This is a genomic window from Ruegeria sp. BB1 (assembly GCF_056539465.1).
This window is the reverse complement of sequence record NZ_JBQFVB010000001.1, coordinates 522659-542681: the sequence shown is the minus strand read 5'-3', so window position 1 is coordinate 542681 and position 20023 is coordinate 522659. Positions and strand designations below refer to the sequence as shown.

At 57.3% G+C, this 20023-nt stretch carries 17 protein-coding genes and 1 tRNA gene; 5 read left to right on the top strand and 13 right to left on the bottom strand.

The window, feature by feature from the left end; translation table 11 throughout:
- Positions 1–19 precede the first annotated feature (19 nt).
- From ACR0AL_RS02735 to recA, 4 genes are all read right to left on the bottom strand, one after another.
- Positions 20–685 (bottom strand): transglutaminase-like cysteine peptidase, encoded by a 666-nt coding sequence (locus tag ACR0AL_RS02735; RefSeq protein WP_480661880.1) that lies wholly within the window; start codon positions 683–685, stop codon positions 20–22.
- Positions 686–1000: 315 nt separating this feature from the next.
- A complete protein-coding gene (locus ACR0AL_RS02730; RefSeq protein ID WP_170348761.1) occupies positions 1001–1288 on the bottom strand; it encodes a DUF1330 domain-containing protein in 288 nt (95 codons plus the stop codon).
- Between the two features lies 1 nt (position 1289).
- Positions 1290–3962, bottom strand: a complete 2673-nt coding sequence (gene alaS / locus ACR0AL_RS02725; RefSeq protein ID WP_480661878.1) for an alanine--tRNA ligase — start codon at positions 3960–3962, stop codon at positions 1290–1292.
- Positions 3963–4142: 180 nt separating this feature from the next.
- Complete coding sequence (recA, locus tag ACR0AL_RS02720) at positions 4143–5210, bottom strand: recombinase RecA (RefSeq protein WP_170348763.1); 1068 nt, start codon at positions 5208–5210, stop codon at positions 4143–4145.
- Between the two features lie 192 nt (positions 5211–5402).
- On the opposite strand from recA, the gene ACR0AL_RS02715 reads away from it, so the two are divergent.
- Positions 5403–5996, top strand: coding sequence for a sulfotransferase family 2 domain-containing protein (locus ACR0AL_RS02715; RefSeq protein WP_170348764.1), 594 nt, complete (start codon positions 5403–5405; stop codon positions 5994–5996).
- Positions 5997–6001: 5 nt separating this feature from the next.
- On the opposite strand, the gene ACR0AL_RS02710 is transcribed toward ACR0AL_RS02715, so the two are convergent.
- The 3 genes from ACR0AL_RS02710 to guaB form a co-directional block, all read right to left on the bottom strand.
- A complete protein-coding gene (locus ACR0AL_RS02710; RefSeq protein WP_170348765.1) occupies positions 6002–8293 on the bottom strand; it encodes a hybrid sensor histidine kinase/response regulator in 2292 nt (763 codons plus the stop codon).
- Between the two features lie 104 nt (positions 8294–8397).
- Positions 8398–9555, bottom strand: a complete 1158-nt coding sequence (locus ACR0AL_RS02705) for an RsmB/NOP family class I SAM-dependent RNA methyltransferase (RefSeq protein WP_170348766.1) — start codon at positions 9553–9555, stop codon at positions 8398–8400.
- 95 nt (positions 9556–9650) lie between these two features.
- Positions 9651–11099: an IMP dehydrogenase gene (gene guaB, locus ACR0AL_RS02700; RefSeq protein ID WP_170348767.1), complete on the bottom strand. Its 1449-nt coding sequence runs from the start codon at positions 11097–11099 to the stop codon at positions 9651–9653.
- Between the two features lie 217 nt (positions 11100–11316).
- Here guaB and ACR0AL_RS02695 point away from each other — a divergent pair, with 217 nt between their 5' ends.
- Both ACR0AL_RS02695 and ACR0AL_RS02690 read left to right on the top strand, forming a co-directional pair.
- Positions 11317–13362 (top strand): ASKHA domain-containing protein, encoded by a 2046-nt coding sequence (locus ACR0AL_RS02695; protein WP_480661876.1) that lies wholly within the window; start codon positions 11317–11319, stop codon positions 13360–13362.
- A gap of 24 nt (positions 13363–13386) precedes the next feature.
- Complete coding sequence (locus tag ACR0AL_RS02690) at positions 13387–14244, top strand: class I SAM-dependent methyltransferase (RefSeq protein WP_480661874.1); 858 nt, start codon at positions 13387–13389, stop codon at positions 14242–14244.
- A gap of 1 nt (position 14245) precedes the next feature.
- On the opposite strand, the gene ACR0AL_RS02685 is transcribed toward ACR0AL_RS02690, so the two are convergent.
- From ACR0AL_RS02685 to ACR0AL_RS02665, 5 genes are all read right to left on the bottom strand, one after another.
- Positions 14246–14319: transfer RNA gene (locus tag ACR0AL_RS02685), tRNA-Gly, on the bottom strand.
- A 65-nt stretch (positions 14320–14384) separates the two neighbouring features.
- A complete protein-coding gene (locus tag ACR0AL_RS02680; protein WP_480661872.1) occupies positions 14385–15212 on the bottom strand; it encodes a polyphosphate kinase 2 family protein in 828 nt (275 codons plus the stop codon).
- 130 nt (positions 15213–15342) lie between these two features.
- On the bottom strand, positions 15343–16407 hold the full coding sequence (locus tag ACR0AL_RS02675) for a methyltetrahydrofolate cobalamin methyltransferase (protein ID WP_170348771.1): 1065 nt from the start codon (positions 16405–16407) through the stop codon (positions 15343–15345).
- Between the two features lie 9 nt (positions 16408–16416).
- Positions 16417–17343, bottom strand: coding sequence for a methylenetetrahydrofolate reductase (locus ACR0AL_RS02670; RefSeq protein ID WP_480661870.1), 927 nt, complete (start codon positions 17341–17343; stop codon positions 16417–16419).
- A 26-nt stretch (positions 17344–17369) separates the two neighbouring features.
- A complete protein-coding gene (locus tag ACR0AL_RS02665; protein ID WP_170324990.1) occupies positions 17370–17666 on the bottom strand; it encodes a virulence factor in 297 nt (98 codons plus the stop codon).
- Between the two features lie 241 nt (positions 17667–17907).
- Between ACR0AL_RS02665 and ACR0AL_RS02660 the strand changes: the two genes are divergently transcribed.
- Together ACR0AL_RS02660 and ACR0AL_RS02655 are read left to right on the top strand one after the other, a co-directional pair.
- Positions 17908–19020, top strand: a complete 1113-nt coding sequence (locus ACR0AL_RS02660) for a Ppx/GppA phosphatase family protein (RefSeq protein WP_170348774.1) — start codon at positions 17908–17910, stop codon at positions 19018–19020.
- The gene (locus ACR0AL_RS02655) at positions 19020–19736 is read left to right on the top strand and encodes an RlmE family RNA methyltransferase (RefSeq protein ID WP_170358560.1); all 717 of its coding nucleotides are present in this window, start codon (positions 19020–19022) and stop codon (positions 19734–19736) included. The genes ACR0AL_RS02660 and ACR0AL_RS02655 overlap by 1 nt, the downstream gene beginning before the upstream one ends.
- A gap of 1 nt (position 19737) precedes the next feature.
- Here the strand turns inward: ACR0AL_RS02655 and ACR0AL_RS02650 are convergent, their stop codons facing one another.
- Positions 19738–19926 (bottom strand): hypothetical protein, encoded by a 189-nt coding sequence (locus ACR0AL_RS02650; protein WP_170505803.1) that lies wholly within the window; start codon positions 19924–19926, stop codon positions 19738–19740.
- Between the last annotated feature and the right edge of the window lie 97 nt (positions 19927–20023).

Below are 20023 nucleotides of genomic sequence, written 5' to 3'. Positions count from 1 at the left end.
TGGGCATTTGAGAAAAGCCTCAACTACGACCGTAAACGCCGACCCAACCGCTGGGTTTCCTTGGGTTTTGCATGCGAAGGAACAGATATTGCGTGGCGGCCCACGGTTTTATTTGATTGGTAAGGTTGTCCAAAACCAAGTCTCCGGCTGCCGAGCGATAGACAAGCACGGCATGTGAATTGCGCCTTGCATCTAACACAGTCGCGATCAGCAATTTACTGGGATCAACCCCGGCCCGAATTAAATCGCGTTTCTTAAGCAGCGCAAAATCTTCGCAATCTCCACCACGAGAGGTCGGCAAGGCCCATCTTTCCGCAGTTCGATATTGCGACCGATCTGTTACCGCGCGTGTCGTCGCATTCACCTGACGATTTACCCGTTGAATAATCTGCATCTCTTTCTGGCTGGACATGGACACAGTTGCTTTGGTCGAACACGCCCATCTGTATTGACGGCACAATTGCCGAGCGCCTGACGGCGGCGGCGACACGGCTGCAATCTGGATAAAGCGTCCCTCGGTTGCTTGTGCATCGGTGCCAACACCTAAAGTTCCTAACGCCAATGCGGATACAGCAACCAGTCGACCAATTGATGAGATCAACCGTGCAGATACATCTCTGAGTTCATTGCTCAACAGCTTCATGCCTGTTCCTCGACCATTATTCATCCTCGCAATTGCGGACAAACAGGACCGTAGATCGTTTAGCTTAACTATCAGTAGACGGGGCCGTTTGCGCAATCTGAGGTGAAGTTGCAAGGAAAAAGAGGCGGAAATTCGTTCCGCATTTTGACCATTTCAGGCAAGAATTGTGAGGGCTCGGCCACAATCCAAAAGTTACGCAAGGTTAACTTAGCGCAAGTTATTGAAGACAAATAACTGTAATATATAGAAATATTGCGATGTCAAAAAAGCCAGACGACTCATCAAGTTGCCTGGCTTATCCATTGGCTAAATTCCGCTTACACAACCAGAAGTTGGCCAATCTTTGGCGGCAGAGCTTTATTCAGTGGTCTCGACAATCAACAATTCACGTTCACTAGCCCCGCGTGCATGGTCCAGCGCCTGTTGATATTCGGGTGAATTGTAGCATTCCACTGCGGCCTCGACCGAGGGGAAACGGGCAACAACATTGCGTGGGCGCTCTTTCCCTTCAAGCTGCACATACCGTCCAGCACGTGCGATGAAGGAGCCCCCGTGCTTGGCAAGCGCCGGTCCTGCCAGTTCAGCATATTTGCCATAGGCCTCGTTGTCCGTCACGGTCACGTGGGCAATCCAAAGTGCCGGCATTTTATCCTCCCAAAACTTGTTCTGCGGCTTTGATTGCCGCTTCTGAATTTGACGCATCCCGGCCACCGCCCTGCGCCATGTCCGGACGTCCACCGCCACCCTTGCCGCCCAGTTCAACCACTGCGGCCCGGACCAAATCAACGGCTGAAACCTTGTCGGTCAGGTCCGATGTTACACCGGCAGCCACGGCAGCCTTACCACCGGCATCCGCAATCAACAGCACCGCGCCCGAGCCCAGACGGCTTTTGTGTTCGTCAATCAATGCAGGTAGATCCTTGCCCGAAACTCCGCTCAGCGCCTGCGCCAGGAAAGGCACACCGTTCACGTCACGTGCTTCGGCTCCGCCGCCCTGCCCTGCACCACCGGCCATCGCCAGATCACGGCGCAACTGAGCAACCTCGTTTTGCAAAGCTTTGCGTTCATCCAGCAGAGACTTGACCCGGGAGACCACATCATCCGGCTGCGCTTTCAATTCCGAAGCAATCTGACCCAGCCGCTGATCTTGCGCGGACAGATGCCGAAATGCCGCATCCCCGGTCAGCGCCTCGATCCGGCGCACACCGGCACTGCTGGCACTGTCACCCAGTACAACAAACGTGCCGATATCACCGGTCTGACGCACATGCGTGCCCCCACACAGTTCAATGGACCAAGTATCGCCGTCGTGACCCTTGCCTGTCTGAGCTTTGCCCATCGACACAACCCGGACTTCGTCACCGTATTTCTCACCAAACAGCGCCTGCGCACCTAGTTCGCGCGCATCGTCGGGCGTCATGATTCTAGTTTCAACGGTCGAGTTCTGGCGAATGAATTCATTCACCTCACGTTCAATCTTTTGAATCTCATCAGGGCTAAGCGCCTTGGAATGGCTGAAATCGAAACGCAGCCGATCTGATGCATTCAGCGAACCGCGCTGTGCCACGTGATCACCCAGCGTTTCGCGGAGCGCCTCGTGCAGCAAGTGCGTGGCCGAATGGTTGGCCCGGATCGCTGTTCGACGGGCATGATCAACCTCAAGCTCAACAGCATCGCCCTTCGACAAAGTACCCTGACTTACCGTGACCCGATGCGCATAAACCTTACCTTCTGCAAACTTGCGCGTGTCTTCGACCTGCGCCACGTCTTGCAGGTTCTCAAGACGCCGAATTTCCCCGGTGTCCCCAACCTGACCACCAGCTTCGCCATAGAAAGGCGTCTGGTTCACGACAACCCATCCCGAGCCGCCCTTTTCAATCTTGTCGACCAAAGCGCCATCAACCACCAGAGCTGCCACCTGCCCTTCGGCTTTTTCGGTGTCGTAACCCAGAAAATCGGTGGCGCCCGCTGCATCCAGAACGTCAAACCAAACGGCCTGATCCGCTGACTCACCGGACCCGGCCCAAGCGGCGCGGGCCTTGGCTTTTTGCTCGGCCATGGCCGCATCGAACCCGTCCGTATCCACAGTCCGGCCTTTTTCACGCAATGCATCTTGCGTTAAATCCAGTGGGAAACCGTAAGTGTCATACAGCTTGAACGCCGCTTCACCAGACAATGCACTGCCTTCAGGCAGGCCAGAGACCTCATCATCCAACAGCTTAAGACCGCGATCCAGCGTCTGTTTAAAGCGGGTTTCTTCCAGCAGCAGCGTCTCTTCGATCAGAGCTTGCGCCTGACCAAGCTCGGTATATTGCGCGCCCATCAGTTGCACCAGCGCGGGCACCAACCGGTGCATGACCGGGTCTTTCGCGCCCAGCAAATGCGCGTGACGCATGGCGCGGCGCATGATCCGCCGCAGAACGTAGCCTCGTCCGTCATTCGACGGCATCACACCATCTGCGATCAGGAACGACGTCGAACGCAGGTGATCTGCAATCACCCGGTGATGCACGTTCTGATCACCATAAGGATCAACACCCGTGGCGTCCGCCGACGCCTCGATCAGGGTTTTGAACAGGTCCGTGTCATAGTTGTCATGGCTTCCTTGCAGCAGCGCCCCAATTCGCTCCAGCCCCATGCCGGTGTCGATCGACTGCATGTCGAGTTCGACCATCGAGCCGTCTTCGAACTGCTCGTTCTGCATGAAAACGATGTTCCAGATTTCAATGAACCGGTCGCCGTCTTCCTCGGCCGATCCGGGAGGGCCACCCCAGATGTGATCGCCATGATCATAGAAAATCTCGGTACACGGACCGCACGGACCGGTGGGGCCCATCTGCCAGAAGTTGTCATTGGTGGCGATACGGATGATCCGGTTTTCTGGCACACCAACCTTCTTCCAGATTTCAAACGCCTCATCATCGGTGTGATAGACAGTGGTCAGCAGGCGGTTCTTGTCGACACCGAATTCCTTAGTGATCAACTCCCAGGCAAACGGGATTGCCTCGGGTTTGAAATAATCACCGAACGAGAAATTCCCCAGCATTTCAAAGAACGTGTGGTGCCGTGCGGTATAGCCCACATTGTCCAGATCGTTGTGCTTGCCGCCCGCGCGCACACATTTCTGAGCGGTGGTCGCACGCTGGTAGTCGCGGGTTTCCACACCGGTAAACAGGTTTTTGAACTGCACCATCCCCGAGTTCACGAACATTAAGGTTGGGTCGTTGCGCGGGACCAGAGGGCTGGACGGCACCACTTCGTGCCCCTGTTTGTCAAAGTAGTTCAGAAAGGTTGATCGGATATCATTCAGCGTGGGCATAAGGCTCTCTCGGCGCGCAATCATATTGTGTCAAAACGGGTTTATCCCTGTCCCTGCGGATAGTCCACAGCGTTGGACTCGCAGAACGAAACAAGGCGACCCCGATGGACCGCCTTGTTTCGGATTTTCTAAGCACTGGCTGTGTGACGCGGAATTTTTTCCGTTCCCGTCAGCGAGCGTTTATGCCTCGAGGATATCATCATCCTCAGTCGCGCCGGGCGGCATTTCGAAATCCAGACCGTGTGCTGCGCGAATCTTGTCTTCAATCTCAAGCGCGGCGCGGCTGTTATCGCGCAGGTATTGCTTGGCATTCTCTCGCCCCTGCCCGATCCGTTCGTCGCCATAGCTGAACCACGAGCCCGATTTTTCGACCACGCCGGCCTTGACGCCCAGATCCAGCAGTTCGCCCATCTTGCTGATGCCTTCGCCATACATGATGTCGAATTCCACCTGCTTGAATGGCGGCGCCACCTTGTTCTTGACCACTTTGACGCGGGTCTGGTTGCCCACAACCTCATCGCGATCCTTGATTGCACCGATGCGGCGGATGTCCAGGCGGACCGAGCTGTAGAATTTTAGCGCGTTACCACCGGTCGTGGTTTCCGGGCTGCCGAACATCACGCCGATTTTCATCCGAATCTGGTTGATGAAGATTACCATGCAGTTCGAGCGGCTGATCGAACCGGTCAGTTTGCGCATCGCCTGGCTCATCAAACGGGCCTGAACGCCGACATTGCTGTCGCCCATGTCGCCTTCCAACTCGGATTTCGGCGTCAAAGCCGCAACAGAGTCGACGACAACCATGTTCACCGCACCCGAGCGCACCAACGTATCGGTAATCTCTAGCGCCTGTTCGCCGGTGTCGGGCTGTGAGATCAGCAACTCATCCAGGTCGACGCCCAGCTTTCGCGCATATTGTGGGTCCAGCGCATGTTCCGCGTCAACAAAGGCGCAAACACCACCACGCTTTTGCTGTTCGGCAATGCAGTGCAACGTCAGCGTCGTCTTACCAGAGCTTTCTGGCCCGTAAATTTCAACGATCCGACCCATCGGTAGGCCGCCAATCCCCAGAGCAATATCCAGACCCAGAGAGCCGGTCGAGCTGGCCTCGATGTCCTGCTTGGAATCCTCGCCCAGCTTCATGATCGAGCCCTTGCCGAACTGGCGTTCGATCTGGGCCAGCGCGCTGTCGAGCGCCTTTTGCTTGTCTGCGTTTTTCTTGTCGCTCATCGTCAGAAGATCCGCCATTGTCCTGTCGCCTTCCCTTTTGTCACACCCTTGAACGGGCGGCAATCGCTGCTTTGTTCGCCTCTTGTTCCTTATGGGACCAAAAAGAGAACATTTCAACTAAAACTTACAATACTTACTGTTGGGCAATTGTGTTAAAGAGTCGTTTACGCCAATCTGCACCCGTAACAAAGATCGGCAAAAGGCAAATAAATGCTTGTTTTCTATAAGGAACGCCTTGCGTTTCTGGCTGTTCCAAAGACCGGCAGCACGGCCTATCATTCAGCCCTGCGCGAGCGCGCCGATTTTGTCGTAACCGGTCCACCGGATCTGAAACACGCTCCTGTACGGCGCTATGACCGCTTTTTTCAGAACATTTTTCGGAAAATGTACGACACCGAAATGGAGATCATGGCCGTCGTACGCGAACCGATCGACTGGCTGGGCAGTTGGTACCGTTTCCGCAGCCGCGATGGCCGGGTCGGGCATCCACATTCAACTCGTGACATATCCTTTGACGATTTTGTGCAGGCCTATATGAAATCTCCGCGCCCCGATTTCGCGGATGTCGGCAGCCAAAGTCAGTTTTTCCGCACCCGAAGCAACGGTTTTGGTGCAAGCCATGTCTTCAAATACGAAAATCAGGATAAGATTTTAAACTTCCTTCAGGATCGTCTGAACATGCAGATTAACCTGCAGCAGGAAAATGTCTCACCCCGACGTGAGCTTGCCCTGTCACCTGAAACCGAGCGAAAATTTCGAAAACGCCACGACGCCGAGTTCATATGCCACGACGCTGCACTTTGATTTGGTCAGTTAATCTGTTGAAACACCGCTTCGGTCAGCTCATTCAATGAGAATGGTTTCGGCAAGAAGGCCGAATGCGCGATTTCCGGCCCGGAATCACCAAAGGCCCCTTCGGTATAGCCAGACATGAAGATCACCCGTACATCCGGACGCGTTTTCATCGCCTGACGCACCCAGGTTGGCCCATCCATCCCGGGCATGACCACATCGGTGACAAAAACATCGACATTCAACGCCCCGTCCTCAAGCAAGCGCAGTGCCTCTTCTGCCGACTCGGCCTCAAGAACGGTATAGCCCTTCAACCTTAATGCGCGTGTTGCAAAGGCACGCACCGGGGCCTCGTCTTCAACCAACAGCACAACACCCTCACCCTGCCGAGCGCTTTGCGTTTCGACCGCGGGCAACACCTCTTGCTGAACTTCCTGAGGCGCGGCGGACACCGGAAGGTAGACAATGAATTCAGTTCCATGTCCCGGAAGGCTGTCGACAAAAATGAACCCGCCCGTTTGCTTGACGATTCCATAGACCGTGGACAAGCCCAACCCCGTACCTTCGCCAGTGCGCTTGGTCGTATAGAACGGCTCAAATACCTTTTGCAGCTTGTCTGCCGGGATACCAGTGCCGCTGTCGATTACCTTGACGGTCACGTATTCCCCCGGCTGAACCGTGGCACGGTCGCGTGTGAAGGGTTGGCTCAGCACGACCACCTCGGTCTCAATCCGAATCTCGCCGCCATCCGGCATGGCGTCGCGCGCGTTCACAACTAGGTTCATCAGCACCTGCTCTAGCTGTCTTTTGTCCGCCCGGACGGGTTTCAGAACCGGATCATGGCTGAGTATCAGACGCACTTTTTCGCCCACCAACCGGTTCAGCAGGTGGATCAGATCCGAGATCGTATCGCGCAGGTCCAGCACCTCGGGCTGCAAGGTTTGTTTGCGCGAAAACGCCAGCAGCTGACTGACCAGAGCCGCAGCCCTGTTGGCATTCTGGTTGATCTGAACCAGATCGCCGTAGTTCGGGTCATTTTGGTCGTGCCGCAAAAGCAGCAGGTCGCAATGCCCGGAAATGGCTGTCAGCAAATTGTTGAAATCATGGGCAACGCCACCGGCCAACTGGCCCACCGCCTGCATTTTCTGACCCTGCACGAACTGTGCCTCAAGCGTTTTGAGTTCAGTAGCGTCATTCAACACCGCAATCAGGCAGACCTGCCCGTTGTTCACCACACGGTTTAAGGTGACCTGAACAAAAATCTCTTTGTCCTGGCGGGTCAGACGCAGAAACTCGGACCGCATCGTGGGTTCTTGTGCGGCGGTCCGCCCCAACCAATCCAAGATTGGATGCCCCAGCCCTTGCATAATCTGATCGACATTGGTTTCGTCGGGCTCGATATCGCCGATCAACTTTACCGCCAGCCGGTTCGCCTCGAGAATACGACCATCGGGGGCAAGGCGCATGATCGGCACTGGCAAATCGGCAAAGGATGTACCACTGCTGGCTTGCCGGTCCTGCGCCACAGGCAACACGAGCAGGTTTCGCACAGTGCCGGACCAGCCGAGTTCGCATACAATGGCTGAAACCGCACCCCTTGTTGTCTGAACCTGTACAATTTCACCCTGCGTAAGAGAATCGCTCGTGAGCACTTCGTTCAGCGCGTCCGGCCTCTGCCCCAGCATATGCGCCGCTGCGTCATTCACCCGCAGCAAAGTGCCGTTGCGCCCCTCGGTCAGGACCGGGATGTTGACCTCGTCCCACTGTCCAGGCGTATCCAGATGAAAACGCCAGCAAAACCGACCCTGACCAACGTTGAACACTGAAACCGGGATCGTTGACCCAACGGTCACAATGTCTTCGCGGGCTTTGCCATAAATTTCAGCCGATGACTGCAGTCGAAGCAAAATAGCCGGAGGGTTCGCGAACAGGGATTTCAGGCATTGCTCTAACCGACTGCCTGCAAAGGCCTGAAACTGCGCGCGTGCCTCGGGGTTGGCGGCCAGAATTTCGCCTTGGGCATTCGCAATCACGCAGGGAAACAGATCTTGCTCTGCAAAAACGGCCATGGTTTTCACCGCCTGCTGCGCCAAATAGTCCGTGATCTTCCCCCGAAGAACCACCAGAAACGAAGCGGCCAGGAGGGATACGCCCGCAACCATGAAGCCTGTATGCCAAACGTCGGGCAACAGCCCTAAAACCGGCGTCAGGCTTAGAAGCGCACCGATGACAACCAAAGAGGCAAGCCGCAGGCCGGATGGGGTTTTGTGGTCAGACGGATCGGCGAATACTTCCGTAGTGTCAGTCATAAACAACTCAAGTCGATGGGCTTTGGCGTAGTCAGCCCAAATAAGGTTAATGTCCGATTAAGCGAAACCGGATACTCTACCTAAAGTTGCTATGACCTGACGCACTATCGCGTCAAGTGTGCAGTGAAGAAACCATCAGCTCCGTGCGAAACAAGCCACGTTTTGCGAAACGCCTCGGACCACTCTGGATTGGCGCGCAGAAAGGAGGCGACGACAGCGCCGTTTTCATCCTCCAACATAGAACACGTCGCATAGGCCAAGACACCGCCCGGCGCGACCATTGTCGATAACTTATCCAGAATGGTCGATTGAATTCCGGTAAGCTCCTGCAAGCGACTTTCGGTTAGCGCCCACTTGCCCGCAGGCGCACGTCGCCACGACCCGCTGCCCGAACATGGCGCATCCGCGAGAATGACATCAAACGGCTTTTGCTGTTCGAGTTTATCCGTGGACACGATCTGAATCCGCACCCCCGCACGTTCCGCGCGCGCAGGCAGGTCGCGCATCCGGCCTGCGTTTACATCATGGGCAAACACCTCGACCCCCTGATGCGCGGCCAGGGCCAACGACTTACCACCCCCACCTGCGCAATAGTCCAGAACCCGCATCCCCGGGCGCAGATTCAAAGCGGCCACAACGGCCTGACTGGCGGCATCCTGAAGTTCGACCAACCCCATTGCATAGGTCCGGCTTTGGGCGATCTTGCGCGCGCCTTGGGTCACTTCCAAGGCTGTTTCGCAAGTTGGATGCGGGGCGGCTGTTATGTCTTCAGCCGCTAGCGATTTGCTTGCGAAAGCTACATCCGTTTTGACCAGATTAACCCGCAGATGCACCGGCGCGCGGTGTTGCAGCGCCCGCGCGACGGCAACTGCCTGATCTCCCAGTGAGGACTGAAATCTGGGCCAGAGCCATTCGGGAATGTCCAAAGACTCGGCATCCGAATGAAAATCACGCCTGACCTCACACTCAGATAAAACCGCGGGCGCGTGACGGGCGCCTGTGAACAAATCCTCCGGCCGTTCGCCAGAGGCGCGAAGCGCACCGATCATCAAACCTCGGCCAGTGTCAGCACCACCCAGCGCCGCATAGGACCGCTGACACCGCAACGCATCAAACACATGATCACGAACCGCAGCACGATCCTTGGACCCGGCAAACCGGCTGCGTCGCGCCCAGTTGGTCAGAGACTTCTCGACGGGCATACCCGACAGAATCTGGTCAAGGATTTCAATCGATGCCTGAATACGAGCGGCCGGGGTCATAGTGTTTTCCGATGCTGTTGTCTTGGCGCGTAAAGATGCGCTGAAAATGCAAAACGGCGCCCTGATCCGGACGCCGCATTACGCATTGGATACAATTACATCACCCGGTAGTTCGGGCTTTCACGGGTGATCTGCACGTCATGCACGTGGCTTTCTTTCAGGCCTGCACCAGTGATTTTGACGAAATTGCAGTTCTTGCGCATTTCTTCAACTGTCGCACAACCGGTATAGCCCATCGCCGCGCGCAAACCGCCAACCAATTGGTGGACCACCGCGCTGGCCGACCCTTTGTAAGGCACCTGCCCTTCGATCCCTTCGGGCACCAGTTTGTCGTTGGCCGCATCCTTCTGGAAATACCGATCTGCCGAGCCGCGCGCCATCGCGCCCAGGCTACCCATGCCGCGATAGGATTTGAATGAACGGCCCTGATACAGGATCACTTCTCCCGGGCTTTCATCGGTGCCCGCGATCATCGAGCCGACCATCGCACAGGATGCGCCCGCCGCAATCGCCTTGGCGAAATCGCCCGAGAATTTGATGCCACCATCCGCAATCACCGGAACATCTCCGGCGGCCGAAGCGCAATCCATGATCGCTGTCAGCTGAGGCACCCCGACCCCCGCAACCATCCGCGTGGTGCAGATCGACCCAGGCCCGATACCAACCTTGATCGCATCCGCGCCGGCATCGATAAGTGCCTTGGTCGCTTCACCCGTTGCCACGTTACCCGCAATGATCTGAACCTCATTTGACAGCGTCTTGACACGCTTCACCGCGTCCAGAACGCCTTGGGAATGACCATGCGCGGTATCGACCACGATGATGTCGACACCGGAATCCACCAGTTGCTCAGACCGTTCAAACCCGGCATCCCCGACCGAGGTCGCCGCAGCCACACGCAAACGGCCCAGGCGGTCCTTGCAGGCCGTTGGATTCAGCACCGCTTGTTCGGTGTCCTTCAACGTCAGCAGGCCGGTCAGCTTGCCCTCGCCATCGACCACCAGCAGCTTTTCGATCCGACGGGCTCGCATCAGGCTTTTGGCCTCTTCCAGATCGGCGGGCTCTTTCAGCATCGCCAGATTGTCCGAGGTCATCATCGCCTTGATCGGCGTATCATCCGAGGTCGCAAAACGCATGTCACGGTTTGTCACGATACCAACGACGCGACCTTGGTCATCAATCACCGGAAAGCCAGTAAAGTTGTAACGCTGCACCAGCGCCTGCGCATCTGCCAGCGTCTGATCCGCGCGCAGGGTCACCGGATTATACACAATGCCGGACTCAAACCGCTTGACCCGCCGCACTTCGCGGGCCTGTTCTTCGGTTGTCAGGTTCTTATGAATAACGCCAATGCCACCGGCCTGCGCCATGGCAATGGCCATGCGCGCCTCGGTCACCGTGTCCATGGCCGAGCTGAGCAGCGGGATGTTCATGGTAATCTCACGGGTCACGCGCGTGGTCGTGTCCGCCGTCGCAGGCAGCACCGTCGATGCCCCCGGAACCAAGAGTACGTCGTCAAAGGTAAGTGCCTCACGAATCTGCATCTACTAACCTCATGCAAAAGCCCGTTTGGCGGTGACCCTATTACATGGATTCATCCCAAGGAAAAGCCCCTGACCTAAACTAGTTTTCCCCCGCAAGCCGCTACCACAGTAAAAAACGACGTTCATTATCCAAAACGTGCCGCGGAATGCCCTTTCCCTTTGCGCACAAACCCATATCTTGCCGGCAAACGCGCGAATACAAAAAGGCAGGCCAGATATGACCACCGATCCCCTTGTTGTCTTTACCCCCTCGGGCAAACGCGGGCATTTCCCCGTCGGCACCCCGGTTCTGACCGCTGCCCGGCAGTTGGGCGTCGACCTGGATTCGGTCTGTGGCGGGCGCGGGATCTGTTCAAAATGCCAGATCACGCCCAGCTATGGAGAGTTTCCCAAGCACGGCGTGACTGTATCCGATGACGCGCTGAGCGAATGGAACGCGGTCGAACAGCGTTACGACGACAAGCGCGGGTTGAAAACCGGTCGCCGTCTGGGCTGTCAGGCGACGGTTCAGGGCGACATCGTGATCGACGTACCACCTGAAAGCCAGGTACACCGGCAGGTCGTCCGCAAGGCTGCCACCGCGCGCGCCATCACCATGGACCCGGCAACCCGGCTGTATTTTGTGGTGGTGGAAGAGCCCGATATGCACTCACCCACCGGCGATCTGGAGCGGCTGGAGCGTGCCTTGCGCGAACAGTGGCACATCGATGCCGTCACAGCCGATCTGTCGCTGATGTCCAAGCTGCAGCCGGTTCTGCGCAAAGGTAAATGGGAAGTTACCGTTGCTGTTCACAAAGGGCACAAGGATTCGGTCGCGAAGGTCGTTGAAATCTGGCCCGGCCTCCATGAAAGCGGGTTGTATGGGCTGGCTATTGACCTTGGCTCAACCACCATTGCCGCCCACCTGACCGATCTGGAAACAGGTGAGGTCAAGGCATCCTCGGGCCTGATGAATCCACAGATCCGCTTTGGCGAAGATCTGATGAGCCGCGTTTCATATTCGATGATGAACCCCGGCGGCGATCAGGAAATGACAAAAGCCGTGCGCGAGGCGATCAATGACCTGTCCACCTCGATTGCGGATGAAGCTGGGATTGATGCCGACCTGATCGTCGAAACCGTATTCGTCTGCAACCCGGTCATGCACCATCTACTGCTGGGGCTGGACCCGGTTGAACTTGGTCAGGCGCCGTTTGCTCTGGCCACGTCGGAAAGCATGTCCCTGCCCGCGCGTGAGATGGACCTGACGAAAATGAACCCACGCGCGCAGGTCTATATCCTGCCCTGCATCGCGGGTCATGTCGGCGCCGACTGTGCCGCCGTTGCCCTGTCCGAGGAGCCCGGAAAATCCGAAGACCTCGTTCTGATCGTCGATGTCGGCACCAACGCCGAAATTCTGCTGGGCAACACCAGCCGCGTTCTGGCTTGTTCCTCGCCCACGGGTCCTGCATTCGAGGGCGCGCAGATCAGTTCCGGCCAAAGGGCCGCCCCCGGAGCCATTGAAAGGATCGAGATCGACCCCGTTACCAAGGAACCCCGCTTCCGCATTATTGGTTCCGAGAAATGGTCTGACGAAGATGGCTTTGATCAGGACGTTGCCACCACCGGTATCACCGGCATCTGTGGTTCGGGCATCATCGAGGCGGTCGCTGAAATGCGCATCGCCGGGTTGCTGGATGAAAGCGGTCTAATCGGGTCGGCCGAGCAAACTGGCACCACGCGCTGCGTGCCCGAAGGCCGCACCCACGCCTACCTGATCCATGACGCCAGCGCCGAGGGCGGCCCGCGCATAACCGTGACCCAAGGCGATATCCGTGCCATCCAGCTGGCCAAATCCGCGCTTTATGCCGGTGCGCGCCTACTGATGGATGTCATGGAGGTCGATAAAGTGGATCGCGTGGTACTGGCCGGAGCTTTCGGTGCGCATATTTCGACCAAACACGCGATGGTTCTGGGCATGATCCCCGACGCGCCGCTGGACAAGGTCTCAAGCGCGGGCAATGCGGCGGGCACAGGTGCGCGGATTGCGCTGTGCAACATCACCGCCCGGTCCGAGATCGAGCGCGTCGTGCGCGAGATCACCAAGGTTGAAACCGCAATTGAACCCAAATTCCAGGATCATTTCGTCGCCGCAAACGCCATCCCGCACAAAACCGATCCGTTCCCGGAGCTGTCGCAGGTGGTCACCCTGCCCTCACCTACCTTCAACTCGGGTGGCGGGGCCGATGAAAAGTCTGGTCGCCGACGCCGACGCCGGTCATAGTCGCGTCACCTGAGGGAGGCGATCATGCAAGCAGCGAACGAAGAACAGGCCGAATTTTGGAGCAATTCTCCCTCTGGCGCCAATTGGCTCACCTATGAAGAGCAGATGGATGAAATGTTGGCCCCGGTTCTTGATCTGGTCCTAGACCGAGCCGGGCTACAACCCGGCATGCGGGTGCTGGATATCGGCTGCGGCACCGGTGCAAGCAGCGTCAGGGCGGCAGAGTCCGTAGGCGAAAGCGGTCACGTACTGGCGGCGGACTTCTCGCAGCCATTTCTGGACCGCGCGGGGCAACGGGCCATCGAAAAAGGGTTGTTAAACATCGACCTCCAACATGCCGATGCCCAGACCCACCGGTTTGTCGAGGCAGATCGCGACGCAATGATCTCGCGTTTTGGGGTGATGTTTTTTGAAGACACGGTCGCTGCCTTTGCCAACATGGCACGTGCGTTGAAGCCGGGTGGTCAGATGACCTTTGCCGCCTGGGGACCATTAGACGGAAATCCCTGGTTCAAGACACCGCATAGCATCGCATGTGCCCGACTGGGCAACCCACCTGTATTGGATCGAAACGCCCCCGGCCCATTGGCCTTTCATGACCACGAACGGGTCTCTGGCCTACTGGACCAGGCTGGCCTGACCGATATTCGTGTCGAACAAGTACCTGTCTTACTGCGCATTCGCGGAACGATCGAGGATTGCGCAACCTTGTGTACACGTATCGGTCCGGCGGCCCGTCTGATCGCCTATTTTGAAGGGGATGCCGAGGACGTATTGAATATCCAGCAAGGAATTACAAAGGCATTTCAACCGTATGCGTCTGAAAAAACGGTCGAAATCCCGGCTTTGATCAACCTGTTTCAGGCGCGAAAATCTGAGTAATTGGAGCGGGTAGCGGGAATCGAACCCGCGCGTTCAGCTTGGGAAGCTGACAGGCTACCATTACATCATACCCGCCGCGTGGCGCTGAATAGCACCGGCGATTGATTAACCGCAAGCGTCTTTCCATCTCAGCTCCCATTTTACTCGGTCCGGGCACGCAGGTCGTCGATCAGGGATTGATCCACATCCAGCGCCTCGCATGCCGCATCCAGCGTGCGCTGATCCAGATGCTGCGGGTTCAGGTCGATATCTTTCGAAAACGCGTCAACAATTGCCTGCATTGCTTTGATTCTTGCATATTTCTTGTTGTTGGCAGGGATCACATACCATGGCGCGACATCGGTTGAGGTACGGGCCAACATTTCATCTACGGCAACTTCTGCTTCGGCCCATCGTTCGCGGTTGCGAAAGTCCTCATAGGTCAGTTTCCACCTCTTCATTGGGTTGCGTAGGCGTTCGGTGAACCGCTCCATCTGTTGTTGCTGAGAAATGTGAAAGAACAGCTTTACGATGCGGGTGCCGTCATCCACCAGCATGCGTTCGAAATCGTTGATCTCGCGATAGGCTGCGCGCCAGCGCTCTTCCGGGGTGAACTTCTCGATCCGTTCGACCAGCACCCGGCCATACCAACTGCGATCAAAGGCAGAGATCGCGCCTTGAGGTGGCAACCTCTCCCAAAACCGCAACAGGTAGTGACGGTTCAGATAATAGTTCCGGGGTGCCCCAATCGGCCACACTTTGAAACTGCGTGGATCCAGAGCCTGACTGATCCGTCGGATCGTGCCGCCCTTGCCTGCCGCGTCCCATCCTTCAAAGACCAGCACGCCCTTGGTTCCGTGAAACAGAAACGCCTGTTGGATCAGCGCCAACTGCGCCTGCAACTCGGCCAGTTTCTTGAAATAGCTCTGCTTTCCCAATTTCAGGTTCAAGTCCGCGTCGGCGAGCTTTGGGGGGTGATGTCGGGTCATGATTGCGCTGGTCCTTCGTCATCTGTCCCAGTCAGTCTGACCCGCCAACCTCGCCTTAGCCTTGATTGGTATCAAGAACGAAAAAGGCCGGGCGCGAGGCCCAGCCTTTTCATTGTATTTGGTGTCCGGTTCAGGACGCGCGGCGACGACGACCACCGCCGCGACGGCCGCCAGCGGCGCCTGCGGCCCCAGCTTCGTCCGGCGCTTTGTTGAATCTGATCCACTCACCGCCATGCGGGTCGTTATTGGTCAGCAGGTTGGCGGCACGAATGGCCTCCATTTCCTTGCCAGCGCGCGGCTTGGTCGAACCCAGGCCAAACATCTGGACGAAAGCCTCGTCATCCATGCCTTCGGGCAAGATGATGCCAGCGGCTGTGACGGCCTCTTTCTTCTCGGCAATCTTTTTCTGCGTCACCGGCAAGGCGACCGGGTTCATAATCGCCGAGGTCATGCCAGCGCCCATTGCCATCGGCAGGAACGCGTTATTGATGCCGTGACGGTTCGGCAGACCGAACGAGATGTTGGACGCACCGCAAGTGGTGTTCACGCCCAGTTCCTCGCGCAGGCGACGGACCAGAGCGAACACCTGCTGGCCTGCGGTTGCCATCGCACCGATGGGCATAACCAGCGGGTCAACGACGATGTCATGGGCCGGGATGCCGAAATCAGCGGCACGCTCGACGATCTTTTTGGCAACCTCGAACCGCACATCGGGATCTTCGGAAATACCGGTGTCGTCGTTCGAGATCGCAACGACTGGAACGTTGTACTTTTTGACCAGCGGCAGAACCATTTCCAACCGCTCTTCTTCGCCCGTGACCGAGTTCAGCAGTGGACGACCTTCCGCGGCTTCCAAACCCGCTTCCAAAGCGCCGGGTACTGAGGAGTCAACGCACAGCGGCACATCGACCAGCCCCTGTACCAGCTCGACAATCTTGCGCATCAGCGGCGGCTCGGTCTCGTTCGGGTTGGGGTTCGAGTTGTAGACAACGCCTGCGTTGATATCCAACACGGTGGCCCCTGCGGCGACCTGTGCGATGGCGTCTTTCTCAACGGTTGAGAAATCGCCCGCTTCCAGCTCTGCAGCCAGCTTTTTACGACCGGTCGGGTTGATCCGCTCACCGATGACGCAAAACGGTTCGTCAAATCCCAGGACGGCTGTTTTTGTTTTTGATTCTACGACTGTACGGGTCATGTCCGTTCCTTAAGCGTTTGCAGGCTTTGCCGAAGCGCCGCCGTTATTGATCGCCCAGTTGGCGTTGGTCTTGATGCCACCAAGCGGGAAGAAGTGTACGTTGGTGATGTTGAAATCCGGGTTGGTCGCTTTGTGGTTGGCCAGCTCAGTCACAACATCGGTCGGTTCATACGGCAGCAAGAGCTTCGAGACATCCATAGCGCGTTTTTGCAGAACCTTCAGCGACGGGCCAACACCGCAGGCGATGGCGAATTTGATCAAGGTCTGCAGCTTGGCCGGGCCCGCGATGCCGATATGGATCGGCAGATCGATGCCCGCTTCTTTCAGGCTGTCGGCCCATGCGATGATCGGCTTAGCATCGAAAGCAAACTGGGTTGCCAGAGCCATTTCCGCATCGGTGGTTTCCGAGAATTTCTGCTTCCAACGCAGCGCGTCGTCGACATTCTTGGTCGAGCCGTCCGGGTCGATGTCCTTGTTGCCCTCGGGGTGGCCCGCCACGTGCAGACGCTTGAAGCCTGCCTTGTCGAACAGGCCGGATTCCAGCAGTTGCATCGAGCTGTCGAAATCACCGTGCGGATTGGCGACACCACCGGCCAGCAACAGCGCTTGATCAACGCCCGCTTCGCCCTGATACATCGAGATCCAGTTTTCCAGCGTGGCGGCATCCTTGATGATCCGCGCCGGGAAATGGGGCATCACCGGATAACCTTCGTCGGCGATCCGCTTGGCGGTCTTGACCATATCTTCGATGGGCGTGCCCTCAATATGGGCGATGTAAACGCGGGTGCCTTCGGGCAACAGCGCGCGGAAATCTTCGACTTTTTCGGCGGTGCGCGGCATCACCTCGATCGAATAGCCTTGCAAAAAGGCTTCGACGGTCGGATTCACAGGGCCGTTTTCGACCGCATCACGTTTCTTGAAGTTCAGCAAAGCCATTGCGGCCTCCCATATAGATTTTGGGCTCATGCCCAACCGTCATTGGCGATCAGAGCCTTGATGCGGTCCTGATCGTATTCCGTTTCCAAACGCACGGCCTCGGCCTCGGCAATCTCGGACGGGTCGCCCTCGACAGCAAAGGGTTCGGCCTTGCGCCACTCGGCCAGATAGGCATCGCTGTCCTTGGCGTTCACTTTCATCGCAGCCCGGTCGATGGCTTGTTCGAACCGCTCCTCCAACTGCCGCTTTGCGCCACGACGGCCTTTGCCGACGATGACTTGGGCGGGAATATCGCGCCAGTATACGATGGTGACGTCAGGCATTGCCGTTGATTCCTCCTAACCAGATGGATCGGTTCTAGACTTCTATATGGGTCAAAGTCGGTCGATTTTCGACACAAGCAGTCTTTCAAACGACGTTTTTGTCCCCCACAGGATACGGCGCTTGTACTCAATTCTCGCGCAAATGCGCACATCAAAATACTCATCACTTTAATGAGCGTCTTGCACGAAACATTTGGCCGACCTATGGTCGGGGTAACTCGAAAATCGGAGGGCGTTGAAGATGGCGCCCAAGCGTCCCAAAGGTGCGGGCGCGTTCCCCAAGGCGGTCGAAAGCCCCGCGCCGGCAAGACCCGATCCAGATGCGTTATATGCGGCGCTGGATCTGGGAACAAATAGCTGCCGCATGTTGATAGCCCAACCCAAGGGTAGCGGGTTTCATGTGGTAGACAGCTTTTCCAAATCCGTGCAACTGGGCGCGGGGCTGGAACGGACCGGACGGCTGTCTCGGTCGTCGATGGCGCGCACCATTCAGGCACTGCGCATCTGTCAGCAGAAACTGAAGCGAAACAAGGTCAAACGGATGCGCCTGGTCGCGACCGAGGCCTGTCGGCGCGCCAAGAATTCTCGCGACTTCATCCGGCAGGTAAAACGCGAGACTGGCCTGAATCTGGAAATCATCCAGCCCGAGGAAGAGGCCCGCCTGGCCGTGATCTCGTGCGCGCCGCTAGTGTCGACCAAGACCGAACAGCTATTGGTCGTAGATATCGGCGGCGGTTCGACCGAGTTGGTGTGGATCGACGTCTCTTCCGTACCGCGTCGGGATCGTCCGGCGGCGATTATGCGGCTGCACCACGGGTTTCATACAGCCGATAGCCCTTTCCCGGCAGCAAAAGTGGTGGATTGGATCAGCGTTCCGTTGGGGGTGGCCACTCTGCGTGACCAGTTCAATGATGTCGAAGACGACTCGGCTCGTTTCGCGCTGATGAGCTGGTTTTTTGAAGAAAACCTGGCCGATTTTGCCCCTTACAAGGACGAACAGGCCCGCGAAGGGTTTCAGATTGTCGGTACTAGCGGCACGGTAACGACCGTGGCCGCCTCGCATCTGGGGCTAAAGCGTTATGACCGGACCAAAGTGGACGGTTTGCGCATGACCAGCGATCAGATTGACAAAGTCATACGGGGATACTTAGAACTCGGCCCACTGGGGCGGCGGCGAGATCCGCGTATCGGCGATGACCGGCAGGCCCTGATCATGTCCGGCTCAGCCATTTTGCAGGCATTGCTTCGCTGCTGGCCCACTGACCGCCTTTCCGTGGCGGATCGTGGGCTGCGCGAAGGCCTGCTTTATGCGCAGATGAGTGCGGACGGTGTATTGGAAGACGGACCGTTCTAATGGCGAAGACACCAAGTGGCAAAAACAACTCGGGCCGCGGACAGCGCGACCTGAAGGTCAAGGTCAAGACTGCGCGCGGGCGCAAGCTCAGCTCGACCCGTTGGCTTGAGCGGCAGTTGAACGACCCGTATGTGAAGCGCGCGCAAGCGGATGGCTATCGCGGACGTGCGGCCTATAAGATTTTGGAACTGGATGACAAGTTCCGCTTTCTCGTTCCCGGTGCGCGCGTGGTCGATCTGGGTTGTGCGCCCGGTGGCTGGCTGCAGGTAGCCGTTAAACGCGTCAATGCGCTGGGCGAGCGATCTGGCAAACGGATTGGAACCGTTCTGGGCGTCGACTTACAAGAGGTTGAACCGGTTGCAGGTGCCGAGGCGCATGTGCTGGACTTCATGGAAGACGATGCCGACGAAAAGGTCAAAGCATGGCTGGGTGGCAAGGCAGATGTCGTGATGTCCGATATGGCGGCGTCGTCGTCCGGGCACAAGCAAACCGATCACCTACGGATCATGGCCCTGTGCGAAACCGCGGCCTATTTTGCCTTCGACGTGCTGGAAGAAGGCGGCACGTTTGTCGCCAAGGTTCTGGCCGGGGGGGCCGAGGGCGATCTGCAAAAGCTGTTGAAGCAAAAGTTCGAAAAGGTGGCAAACGTAAAGCCCCCTGCGTCACGGTCTGACAGTTCCGAGAAATTTGTTGTCGCCACGGGATTCCGCGGCTGACTTAATCATCAAGCCAGCTTCGATCACCGGTCAGGAATTGCTCGCGCAGCGACGCGGCAGCTGTGCTTTGCAACAGCAGGGCTTCGCCATGGTTGATGTATTCTGGCTTTCTCGCCTGCAGATCAGCGATCCTCTGGCCCAGGGACAAAGGATTTTGCAGCTGCGATGTGTGAACCGGTTTGTCAGACATGGGTCACCTCGGGGTCTGGCGGCGTTTCTACCTAGACCCATGGTTAACCCAATAATTAGTCGGGAACGTGGCAAAATCCGGGCCACGCCATGCCGGA

What these genes read in the sequence shown, in the direction of transcription:
- ACR0AL_RS02730 (WP_170348761.1), bottom strand. Translation starts at nt 1,288, where the DNA reads ATGCCGGCACTTTGGATTGCCCACGTGACCGTGACGGACAACGAGGCC.
- ACR0AL_RS02675 (WP_170348771.1), bottom strand. Translation starts at nt 16,407, where the DNA reads ATGACCCGTACAGTCGTAGAATCAAAAACAAAAACAGCCGTCCTGGGA.
- ACR0AL_RS02690 (WP_480661874.1), top strand. Translation starts at nt 13,387, where the DNA reads ATGCAAGCAGCGAACGAAGAACAGGCCGAATTTTGGAGCAATTCTCCC.
- ACR0AL_RS02705 (WP_170348766.1), bottom strand. Translation starts at nt 9,555, where the DNA reads ATGACCCCGGCCGCTCGTATTCAGGCATCGATTGAAATCCTTGACCAG.
- alaS (WP_480661878.1), bottom strand. Translation starts at nt 3,962, where the DNA reads ATGCCCACGCTGAATGATATCCGATCAACCTTTCTGAACTACTTTGAC.
- ACR0AL_RS02665 (WP_170324990.1), bottom strand. Translation starts at nt 17,666, where the DNA reads ATGCCTGACGTCACCATCGTATACTGGCGCGATATTCCCGCCCAAGTC.
- ACR0AL_RS02660 (WP_170348774.1), top strand. Translation starts at nt 17,908, where the DNA reads ATGGCGCCCAAGCGTCCCAAAGGTGCGGGCGCGTTCCCCAAGGCGGTC.
- ACR0AL_RS02650 (WP_170505803.1), bottom strand. Translation starts at nt 19,926, where the DNA reads ATGTCTGACAAACCGGTTCACACATCGCAGCTGCAAAATCCTTTGTCC.
- ACR0AL_RS02680 (WP_480661872.1), bottom strand. Translation starts at nt 15,212, where the DNA reads ATGACCCGACATCACCCCCCAAAGCTCGCCGACGCGGACTTGAACCTG.
- ACR0AL_RS02695 (WP_480661876.1), top strand. Translation starts at nt 11,317, where the DNA reads ATGACCACCGATCCCCTTGTTGTCTTTACCCCCTCGGGCAAACGCGGG.
- ACR0AL_RS02715 (WP_170348764.1), top strand. Translation starts at nt 5,403, where the DNA reads ATGCTTGTTTTCTATAAGGAACGCCTTGCGTTTCTGGCTGTTCCAAAG.
- guaB (WP_170348767.1), bottom strand. Translation starts at nt 11,099, where the DNA reads ATGCAGATTCGTGAGGCACTTACCTTTGACGACGTACTCTTGGTTCCG.
- ACR0AL_RS02655 (WP_170358560.1), top strand. Translation starts at nt 19,020, where the DNA reads ATGGCGAAGACACCAAGTGGCAAAAACAACTCGGGCCGCGGACAGCGC.
- ACR0AL_RS02670 (WP_480661870.1), bottom strand. Translation starts at nt 17,343, where the DNA reads ATGGCTTTGCTGAACTTCAAGAAACGTGATGCGGTCGAAAACGGCCCT.
- ACR0AL_RS02710 (WP_170348765.1), bottom strand. Translation starts at nt 8,293, where the DNA reads ATGACTGACACTACGGAAGTATTCGCCGATCCGTCTGACCACAAAACC.
- recA (WP_170348763.1), bottom strand. Translation starts at nt 5,210, where the DNA reads ATGGCGGATCTTCTGACGATGAGCGACAAGAAAAACGCAGACAAGCAA.